Origin of the sequence: Streptococcus hyovaginalis DSM 12219 (assembly GCF_000420785.1) — a bacterium.
In the GTDB taxonomy this organism is placed as follows: domain Bacteria; phylum Bacillota; class Bacilli; order Lactobacillales; family Streptococcaceae; genus Streptococcus; species Streptococcus hyovaginalis.
The window spans coordinates 112,878-121,199 of the sequence record NZ_ATVP01000007.1 but is presented as its reverse complement, the minus strand read 5'-3'; the positions used below and the strand labels follow the sequence as shown (position 1 = coordinate 121,199).

Below are 8,322 nucleotides of genomic sequence, written 5' to 3'. Positions count from 1 at the left end.
AAAATCCGATGGGTATAGCAACTGAAAAAGATTACATGATGGCTTATGCTGTTGATACTATTGAAAAGTATCGAAAGGATGTCAATAGATCACTGGCAGAGAGAAAAGATTATATTGCTGATAGTTTTACTTCTAAGGATAATAGTTATTATTTAGAGACAGTAGACTACATTCTTAATCAATCGGCAAAAGACGGTATAAAATCTTATGATTCCACAACCGACAGTATAACAGACTTTCAGTATACAAACGATACCATAACATTTACATTGAATTATACAACGACAACAAATTATACTGATGGTAGACCAAGTACTACTGACTCATTTACAAGGTATTATACGTTAAAATATGTTGATGGAGTTTTTCTAATTGAAAAGTTTTAGGATCAGTTTATACACATACGAATAATAGAAAAATCTTCTTACTTAATTGTAGGAAGATTTTTTTCATTCTCAATATTTGTTCAAAATTTGTTCAAAAACAGTTGTTTTCATACACCCGACTATATGGAAAAACCTTGATTTTACGCCATTTATGTTTTATATTTTTACTTATTTTAACGTAAAATCGACTGTAGGGGGCATCTAACTCAACAGAAAAAAGCCCTAGAAATAGGGCTTTTAGCATGTCTTCAAAAGGATTTGTTGCGAAATTTGTTGCGATTTTAAATGAAACTTTTGATAACTTCGAATTCCTTGTTAATTTTTTCTTCCAAGGTATGACCATAAACTTCAACTAACATCGATATATCTTTGTGTCCTAAAACCTTTGCAATAACTCCTAAGTCAATATCATTATGCCAAAGATAACTACCAAAAGTATGACGGGCTCCTTTTGTGGTAATCAAAGGTCTTATATCGAGTTCTAACAACATACTTTTCATAGCTTTATTAACAGTCGCAATATATGGTACACCCTTTTCATAACCAAAATGTTGGAAAACCATATTATTTGGATTTGTTATACCTAACTCTTTGTTGGCTCTAGTTTGATATTTTTTCAACCTTTTTAAAATATCCACCAGTTCCCTTGTAATCGGAACCTTTCGGATTGATGATTTGGCGTAAACTTATGAATCAAGGTATTGTATCGTCTATAGGTACTAATCATTTCCCTTTTATAATCAATATCTTGCCATGTTAAAGCTATCAATTCTGAATACCTCATTCCTGTTTTAAAGAGAAAATAAATGACATAAGGAGCAATTGACTTATGATAATCCCATCTTTCTTTCAATAGCTTAGAACCGTTAAATAATCTAGCTCTGTATGTAAATATTTACCCGAACTATCTTGTCCTTGTTTTGATGAAAATAATTCTACAGAAGCTGTAAAGTCTTCTATAAATACCTTGTCTGCAATCGCCATTTTAATACAGGCTCTGATATTACTATTCAACCGCCCTAAATGGTTTCTAGAAACTGTTTGACCATAGTAATGATAATATGACAAATACAATTCCTAAAATTTTCTTTTTCATATCACTATTTGACACTTCATAATATCTGACTGTATCAATCCATGATGGTTTCTTCAATCCTGCTTTATACCAGTCGATAATTTCAAAATACTGAGACCTTATTTTTTCAGATTTATTGTCAAACTGACTTGTTAAGCGTAAAACCTTAATAACTTCATTATTAAAGGTAATTACCATTGCAGGACGTGTTTTACTTCCAGTTCCGTCAGCATATTCTATCGTTGCTACAAGCAATTTGTAACGTTCTAGATCCGCCATTATTTCTCCCTGTACTCTGGAAAATCTTCATCAAAAAAATCTACTACATTTTCAGGATGATCTGAATCAACTTTGACACCTTCCATTTTACTAAAAATCAATTCTTCTAATTCGGTATCTTCAGACTTACTCTTAATCTCAAATGGAATACTCTGAGTATTTACAGATTGAATCAGAAACATCTTTACAGCTGTACTCATATCAAGACCTAGTGATTGAAATAATTCAGTAGCTTCATTTTTTAACTTATCATCCACTCTTACAGCAACTGTTGACATAAAACCACCTCTTTTTATTTTGTATTATTATTGTATCACTATAGTATATACAACGCAAACACAAAAACAAAGTCCCCTATAACAGACTTTATCTCATTAGTCTATTATAAAGGACTTCATAATAATACTTACAATAATTAATACTTACGAAAAATAAAGTCATATAACCATTGAAGATGGATAAACGGTTTAGTAACCCGTTTTATGAGTGGTTTAATTAATTCATTGAGTTCCTCACGAACTTTTTCTTGTTCCTCAGCCGTTACTTTATGTGATTGAAATAATCCTCCATTGATTGATAAATAAGAATCTATAATAGCCATATTTTTATCAAGATTATACCGATAGCCTTTACCTTCCTCTTTTTTCCTATAATAATAATCAGATAGCCCACTAGATTCTTGACTCAATACTCTTTCCTCTGAATCAGTAAGTTTATAATTAATAGATTTTTTTCCATCAACTTGTAAAAAATAATCGCCAAAATATTCCTCTTTTACGTCATACATAACATCATCCAAATGGTCTACAATAATACCGGGAACCTCATCTTGACTGGTATACTTGGAGTGAATCGCGTAATATGGTGAGTTCATGTCCAAATTAAGGATAATCATCCCAAGCAAAACGAATAAACTAATCAATAAAATAAGTATTTTTTTCAATTCAGCTCCTAATTAATATTCTAACAGCTCTGTTGAACCAATCTTCTCTGTCTTAACAAATTGGCCTTGATAAATCATATTGAATAACCACTGTAGATTAACTTTAAGTCTTTCTTGATAATGGATAATGAGAGTTAGTATTTGATTTCATAATTGATAAGCGCTCCTTCAATGCCTATATCATTTTCACTAATCAGCACAAACTAGTTAAACCTTTTCTCATAACGCCAATTAAAGAGCCACTGTAAATTGACTTTAGGTTTAGGCTGACGCTCTATGAAAGGTTCCAAAAATGAATCAATATCTCTCCAAACAGCATCCACATTAACAAATTGAAATTCTTTTTCACTAGGTTCAGTAAAGGTACCATTTTCAGTTCCAACTCCGGTAAATTTATGAGTATCTGATGAAAAAAAATATGTGTTTCGTTTTTTTCTATAAACAATTGAATCCGAAAATCTCTGTAAATACTCTTTATCAGAATAAATAATCGGTGATTCATAAGTATCATAAGAGTAACCGATATCTTTTGGCTTTTCTAAAAAATCAAGCTCCTCTAAAAGAAGAAAGGGAAGGGGATGCTTATCTTTGGCATGAGGCAGCCGCTGGGCGTAATAAACCGTATACTTAGCGAGGTTCTCCTCCACAAAAATAGTCCCAGCCATGTATAACAATGCCAATGATAACAATACAAGCCAAAGTTTCAATAATTTTTTGATCATTTACGTTTTCTCCTCCTAGGTACGCGCTTCTGCTGCCTTGAGATTTTAGGGATAACCCTGCTCATCACACGTCTAGCCCTAGTGTTCCTAATGAAGCTGTCGCATTTATCAATTCTACTCCAAATCTTAATTGACTCTCTTTCTTCGTTTTACCATAAGTTTCTTCAAAAAGTTTTTTGCGTTTCGTAGTTAAGTCTTGGCTATAATAAGCTATTAACCGCTTATCCATTGCATATTTTTATACTTAGGATGGCGAGATAAAATCATATATCCATATCCGTATACACATCTGATGCAGGCATAGCTGTAAATAAATCACCTACGAAAGAATTTTGTTGCAAGACACCAATATCTCGTCCAAAAAGGTCTGGAACTACAAATGGAACATTTCCTACTATAATGACCTTCCCAGTAGAGGTGGTCTTAATGTATTCTCTTACAAAACCCTTAAAACCTGGTTGTTTTTCATACGACGCTAAGGTAGTTGCTAAATGTGCAAAATCAATTTTTCCTGTGTTTTCGGTATGTGCTTTAAAAATTTGTCTTTGTGCTTCCCTCTGTAAGTTATTTTCTTTAATTTTAACAGGACTCCCAAAATAGTTAAACAAATTTTGAAGAAAATCATTATAATAACTTTTATCCGCAATCGCTTAGGCGATTTCTCTATTTTGTGCTGACTTATCCCCCTTATATTTTTGTCTTACAGCTTCTCCCAAAGAATGAAGGTATCTTATAACGGAAGTATCATTCTTCTGACCATGTCCAACACCTGTATTATAATTAAACCACTCTTTTACTGTCCTTGATTTATCATTTCTCTTTTTAGATTGCTTTGTTTCACTACTATAAAAGCATTTCGGAACTTTTCTTATGAGTTGGAAGACCCTAACTCACCTTTATCTTATGCCTATCCAATTGTTAATAGTTTAGATAGATTGTTAGAAAAAAGACTATCTTAGATCCTGATACTGGTGAGCAGCTCTATAAATACATTCCTACGGGAGCTTTAGTCAAAGTGGAGGACAAAACCAAAAAGAATGAGGACTATCAACCTTCCACTCAGGAAAGTAAAATTGAAGAATTTCTGAATTTAATCGAAGAAATCGATGACCTTTACCAAAAAATGCAATATATTGGAAGAATACAAAGCTTACTCAAAAAACAACCCTTTGATAATTAGTATAGAATCAGAGCCTCAGTACAGTTTAACACAGAAGATTTTAGTATTAGTTCTTCACCACTATTTGAGAGTTGAGAAGATTTAATAATCAATATCAACCTATCCATTATGATACCTAGAATGAAAATATTACCACAACTATTTCATTGAATAAGCAGATAAACTTCAACAACTCAGATTCATTTTATTACCCAAATATCAGCTAGTATTTTGTGGTTTAATATTTATTATCTGAAATCCTCTAACCCTTTATATTCATATTTGAATATAAAGGGTTTTTATTGATTTTCAAGGTATGATAAATAACAAGAAATAGAGGTGAGTAATTTGAAATTAGAGCAAGTAAGGGACCTTAAAAAAATACAATCAAATGAAATAAATGATTTTTTTGATTCTACGTACTCAAAAGTTTATTCAGATTTATTAGGTATTGAATTACATGATCAAATTAATTTTATATCTAATAACTATTTAGAATCTCTATCCAATAATATTGCTATTTTGGACTTATGTTGTGGCACTGGTCGACATATTAAAAGTTTGGGAAACAAAGGCTATATCGTTGATGGTGTTGATATAAATCCAGAAGCAGTAAAAATTACTAAAAAAGATAACCCAACTGCAACAATCTTCCTATCCGACGCTCAATTTTTTAAACCAAATATTAAATATGATCTAATTTATAGCATGGAAAGTTCAATTGGATATCTCACAGATGATGATACAGTCAATATATTTAAAAATATTAGTAAAAATGTATTGGCTGATAAAGGTTTATTCATCATTCATCTAATAAATAGAGATTATTTAGCTAAAAATCTTAGTCAACGAGTTTGGTTTGGAAACCCCGCCAATGGTTACTTACTCGAAAATAGAACCTTCGAATCAGAATTTGGATTACTAAAGATAGAGCAAGTTAGAATCATCGATGGCAAAGATAAAAAATATTCAATTAATCTGCGTCTATATTCATTAAACGAATTGAAATATTTACTTAAAGAAGCTGGACTACAGATTAACAAGGTTTTTGGAAATTATAATAATGAACAATTCAGTATCAATTCTCCGTATATGATTATAGAATGTTCCAAAATAAATAGCAGTGAAAGGGGTGAGTTTATGACTACCGAACAAAATCTAATTATCATTGCATAATGCACCCAATAAATCAACGGAAGGACGTGATTACTATGAAAACATCACAAGGTCTAATTATCATTGCATAATATTTACTCTCACCAACAAAGAAGTTCTTTAAATTTGGACTTCTATACAATATTTAAAGAATTAAAAGCAGAGTTTGATAAGTTTTAAATCATCAAATTTTGCTTTTTATTAATATAATTTATTTACTTAGGGTGGAAAATGCTCATGTTTTTAAAAAATAATAAGCCTTTTGTATGGCTTACAAGTATTAACTTAATATCAAAATTCGGAGATAGACTCTTCTATACAGCTATGCTAACAGCAGCAATAAGTCTCCCAAACAGTAGCTTAGCTATTACTATTGTCTCAGCCTCAGAAACTCTTCCTATCCTCTTAAGTTTATTTTTGGGAGTTGTCGCTGACAAACAAACACAAAAAATAAATCAACTAATAAAAAATTCTATATTTAGAACATTTATGTACCTTGTAATAGGACTTCTCTTTCAATACCCCCAAACATTAATTCTAATTATACTTGCTTCTATCTTAAATTTAATATCAGACATTAGTGGTAATTACTCAACAGCCCTTTTTTCCCCATTCACAAAAGCATTAATTAAGTCCGAAGATATGCAAGAAGCCCAAGGATTTATTAATGTTGGAACACAGTTAGTATCTGTTTTTTCAACTTTTCTTGGTGCATCATTATTGACTATCTACACAAAAAGTTCTCTAGCAATAATTAACGCTTCTATCTTCTTTATTGTCGCATTCTTATACTGGTTTTCACAGCCCTCTCTTAAAGTTCAAGAAAAGATAATAAAAGTTAATGAACGTGAGGAAACATTCTCTCTCGTTCGAGATAATATATATAATATTTTCTCGGAACGTCATGTATTAATCAATATTATTCAATTAGCTATGCTTAATGGCTTTTTTGGAGGTTTAACACCTTTATTTGCACTCTTTATTAAAAATAATAATGATTTATTATCATTTAGTAACGCTACCAAGATTGCTTTACTATCGGGGATAATCACCACATCTATGATTTTGGGAAACAGCTTAACCACTAAAGTTCTTAAGAAATACTCAATTTTTCATATCAATCTATGGTCAGATTTACTAATACTCATAGTCGGAGTTGGTTTTATAGTTAATAATATTTGGATGATTTTTTTCGCTAATAGTTCTTTAGCTTTTCTACTTGGTGCTGTTAGTCCAAGATTTTCCGCAGATATCGTTAATCGTTATCCAATTGAAAGAATTGGAGGAATTATCACAGCCATGAATGCTTTCCTAGTTATAATGCCTCCGTTAACAAGTTTGCTTTTTCCGATATTAGCAACTGTCAGTCCATTATTTGCTTACACAACTCTAATTTTTTACGCACTATTGTTGATAGGTATAAGCCTCTGGTTATCAAGGAAAGTGAAGGAGTATTAACTCTTTAATCTTGTATAAGAGTAATGACATTATCTTGAAGAAATTCTGCAATGTCATCGTGACCTAACTGCCTAATATTAGAGATATACATTTCTAAATCATCAAAATTAATATTTTTTCCCTCTCGATAATCTAATACTTTTTTTAGCAAAATAAGCACTGTGTTTACAAACATATCTTGATAGGTCAAAATTGTCTCCAGATGATTCATAAAATAATGAGTATAATAATATTGCTTTCTCTCTAACAATGAAAAAATAATGTTCAATAACACTAGTTTTGTCCGATGAGAATTATTGGGAATCGATAAATATAATGTATATCTTTCTGAAAATGCTTTACTTAGGAATATGAGATCACTATCAGATAACACTTGTAAAGTATTACCAAATATATATAACTCATACTCCGTCCAATCTTCAATACTATAAAGGTATGTAGTGATAAAATCTATATCACTATCCAATATGGCATATTCAGGATTTAAATCATGAATAGCACATTGTATAACAAGTTTATTGAGCTTATCATAGGTACCATAATTCTCAGAATGATTGAACGTAGTTAATAGTTTTTCAAGATTAAAGATATCTTTATTAGTATGATAATTAGCTATTAATTTCGCTTGTTTGAAAAATTTATTTTCTTCATATTGATGGTATACATGTTCAAATTCAGATAGGCTCATATGTATTGCGGAAATTGCTGTCAGTAATTTATCTGCCGAAAGCATTGTTTGACCGTTTTCAAATTTAGATAACTGTGCTTGCGATAAATTCGAACTGACTACGTCTTTCATTTTTAATCCACGAGCTAATCGTAACTCTCTATATAGCTCTCCCAAGTGAAATGAATCTAATTTTGTCAAAACATACTCCTAGTTTACTGATAATTACTAAGTTATTCTAACAAAAAAAGGACATTTTTGATATTTAAAATAAGTAATTTCAATATCAAAAAGAAATATAGCATTGTTGCGATTTTAAATAAAGCTTTTTATAGCCTCAAATGCTTCATTACTCACTAAGAAAAGTGTTTTATCTCATCAATAAAAATCTAGTAATTATGAACTGAACCCCAAAAGTTAGACATAAAATCTAACGATTGGAGTGCAGTTCATATTAGGTATAAAGCCTCATGATACG

The 8,322-nt window shown here is 30.8% G+C and carries 10 protein-coding genes and 1 pseudogene; 3 read left to right on the top strand and 8 right to left on the bottom strand.

Annotated elements, in window-relative coordinates; all coding sequences use genetic code 11:
* The coding region (locus G574_RS11650) for a hypothetical protein (RefSeq protein WP_029691501.1) at positions 1-386 on the top strand (386 nt) is incomplete at its 5' end.
* Positions 387-667: 281 nt separating this feature from the next.
* Here G574_RS11650 and G574_RS11975 read toward each other — a convergent pair.
* The 7 genes and pseudogenes from G574_RS11975 to G574_RS0106590 all read right to left on the bottom strand — a co-directional run.
* Positions 668-1,457: pseudogene (locus G574_RS11975) on the bottom strand (site-specific integrase); the annotation flags it as partial.
* Positions 1,417-1,740 carry a hypothetical protein gene (locus G574_RS11115; RefSeq protein WP_051130545.1) on the bottom strand — a complete coding sequence of 108 codons (324 nt, stop codon included), beginning with the start codon at positions 1,738-1,740 and terminating at the stop codon, positions 1,417-1,419. The gene G574_RS11115 and the pseudogene G574_RS11975, both read right to left, overlap by 41 nt.
* Complete coding sequence (locus tag G574_RS0106605; RefSeq protein ID WP_029691499.1) at positions 1,740-2,018, bottom strand: type II toxin-antitoxin system RelB/DinJ family antitoxin; 279 nt, start codon at positions 2,016-2,018, stop codon at positions 1,740-1,742. The genes G574_RS11115 and G574_RS0106605 overlap by 1 nt, the downstream gene beginning before the upstream one ends.
* 137 nt (positions 2,019-2,155) lie before the next feature.
* A complete protein-coding gene (locus G574_RS0106600; protein ID WP_029691498.1) occupies positions 2,156-2,683 on the bottom strand; it encodes an alpha-amylase family protein in 528 nt (175 codons plus the stop codon).
* Positions 2,684-2,886: 203 nt separating this feature from the next.
* Complete coding sequence (locus G574_RS0106595) at positions 2,887-3,405, bottom strand: hypothetical protein (protein WP_029691497.1); 519 nt, start codon at positions 3,403-3,405, stop codon at positions 2,887-2,889.
* Between the two features lie 64 nt (positions 3,406-3,469).
* Entirely contained in the window at positions 3,470-3,634 is a 165-nt protein-coding gene (locus tag G574_RS11645; protein ID WP_169343463.1) for a hypothetical protein, read from the bottom strand.
* A 34-nt stretch (positions 3,635-3,668) separates the two neighbouring features.
* On the bottom strand, positions 3,669-4,013 hold the full coding sequence (locus G574_RS0106590; RefSeq protein ID WP_029691496.1) for a hypothetical protein: 345 nt from the start codon (positions 4,011-4,013) through the stop codon (positions 3,669-3,671).
* Between the two features lie 899 nt (positions 4,014-4,912).
* Here G574_RS0106590 and G574_RS0106580 point away from each other — a divergent pair.
* A complete protein-coding gene (locus G574_RS0106580; RefSeq protein ID WP_051130544.1) occupies positions 4,913-5,740 on the top strand; it encodes a class I SAM-dependent methyltransferase in 828 nt (275 codons plus the stop codon).
* Positions 5,741-5,950: 210 nt separating this feature from the next.
* Positions 5,951-7,177, top strand: coding sequence for an MFS transporter (locus G574_RS0106575; RefSeq protein WP_029691494.1), 1,227 nt, complete (start codon positions 5,951-5,953; stop codon positions 7,175-7,177).
* Positions 7,178-7,181: 4 nt separating this feature from the next.
* Here G574_RS0106575 and G574_RS0106570 read toward each other — a convergent pair whose 3' ends face one another.
* Positions 7,182-8,045 (bottom strand): helix-turn-helix domain-containing protein, encoded by an 864-nt coding sequence (locus tag G574_RS0106570; RefSeq protein WP_029691493.1) that lies wholly within the window; start codon positions 8,043-8,045, stop codon positions 7,182-7,184.
* Positions 8,046-8,322: the final 277 nt, after the last annotated feature.